The following is a 1,564-nucleotide window of genomic DNA, read 5'->3' as shown; positions in this document are numbered from 1 at the left end:
GCGGTACTCGATCGATCATTGGGTATGGCGAAGCAGTTCCGTCCGGTGGATCGTGACCAGCAGTTCCTGTTGCCGGTGGACATGCGGGACTGGCTGCCGGATGAGCATCAGGTGTGGCTGGTGCTGGACGTGGTCGAGCAGCTCGATCTGACGGTGCTGCGCAGCCGGTATCGGCTGGGTGGGGTGGGTCGGCAGGCGTACGACCCGGTGATGCTGCTCGCGCTGCTGGTCTACGGCTACTGCCAGGGGGTGCGGTCCTCACGGGCGATCGAGCGGGCCTGTCACACCGATGTGGCGTTCCGGGTCCTTTGCGGGCAGGATCCGCCGGACCATACCCGGATCGCCCGGTTCCGGCAGGCGCATCTGGACCTGTTCGAGGACCTGTTCACGCAGGTGTTGATCGTGTGCGCGAAGGCCGGGTTCGTCCGGCTGGGTATCGTCGCGATCGACGGGACGAAGATCGCCGCGAACGCGTCCATCGACGCCAGCCATGAACGGGCGTATTACCAGGCGAAGGTCGCTGCGATGACCGGTGAGGCCGCGATGGTGGACGCGGCCGAGGACACACGGTTCGGCCTGGACCGGCGCGGCGACGAACCACCGGAAGGGATGTCGGGGCGGGGCGCGGCCGGCCGGGCCGAACGCGCGGCCCGGCTGCGCCGCTGCCTGGACGAGATCACCGCCGCTGACGCGGCCCGTGATGCGGTGATCGCTGCTGAGCAGGACACCGCCGCGCAGTACCTCGCCGACGCCCGGGCCGGCCGGGTCCGCCGGGGACAGCCGCCGCGTGGGGTCACCCCGGTCCAGACTGCCGAAGCCAGACTCGACCGCTACATCCAACAGTACGGACCCGGGCACCGCTACGTCCGCAAGGCCCGACGCGCTCTCACCGCCGCCGTCACCGACGCGGAACGCAACGCCACGGAACCCAAGCCACCGAAGGACCGCAAAACCTGCCGCCACGGCAAAACCTGCCGGCGCAGCGGCTGCCTGCCAGCACCGGTGCAACGCAACAGCACCGACCCGGACTCCCGGATCATGCCCACCCGCAAAGGCTTCATCCAGGGCTACAACGCCCAACTGGCCGCCAGCGAAGACCACTTCATCATCGCCGGCCACCTCGTGCAGGACCCCGGCGACGTCGAACAACTCCAACCCATGCTCGCCAGCAGCACTACAGCTGCCGAAACGCTCCGAACGCAACGCCGCGACCCCGACGCCGCCCACGCCAGTATCGGCATCGCCCTGGCCGACAACGGCTACTGCAGCGACGCCAACCTCACCGCGCCCGGCCCGGACCGGCTCATCGCCACCGGCAAAACCCGCGACCTGCACCACACCGCCACCACCAACCCCGCCACCGGCCCACCACCAGACACCGCCGCCCCCCACGAAGCGATGCAGCACCGGCTCAGCACCCCCGACGGCGCTGCCCTCTACAAGAAACGCGGCGCCACCATCGAACCCATCAACGGCCACCTCAAAGACTGCATCGGCCTACGCGCCTTCCTCCTACGCGGCCTGCACGCCTGCCAAGCCGAACTCCACCTCGCCGCCCTCACCC

At 69.4% G+C, this 1,564-nt stretch carries 1 protein-coding gene; it reads left to right on the top strand.

What is annotated here, in order from left to right:
* Positions 1–24: 24 nt before the first annotated feature.
* On the top strand, positions 25–1,564 hold a 1,540-nt coding region (locus tag OP18_RS50535), incomplete at its 3' end, for a transposase (RefSeq protein WP_052388596.1).

This window comes from Dactylosporangium aurantiacum, from assembly GCF_000716715.1.
Taxonomy (GTDB): Bacteria; Actinomycetota; Actinomycetes; order Mycobacteriales; family Micromonosporaceae; genus Dactylosporangium; species Dactylosporangium aurantiacum.
Note: the sequence above shows the minus strand (reverse complement) of the source record. Positions and strands in the feature narration are given on the sequence as shown.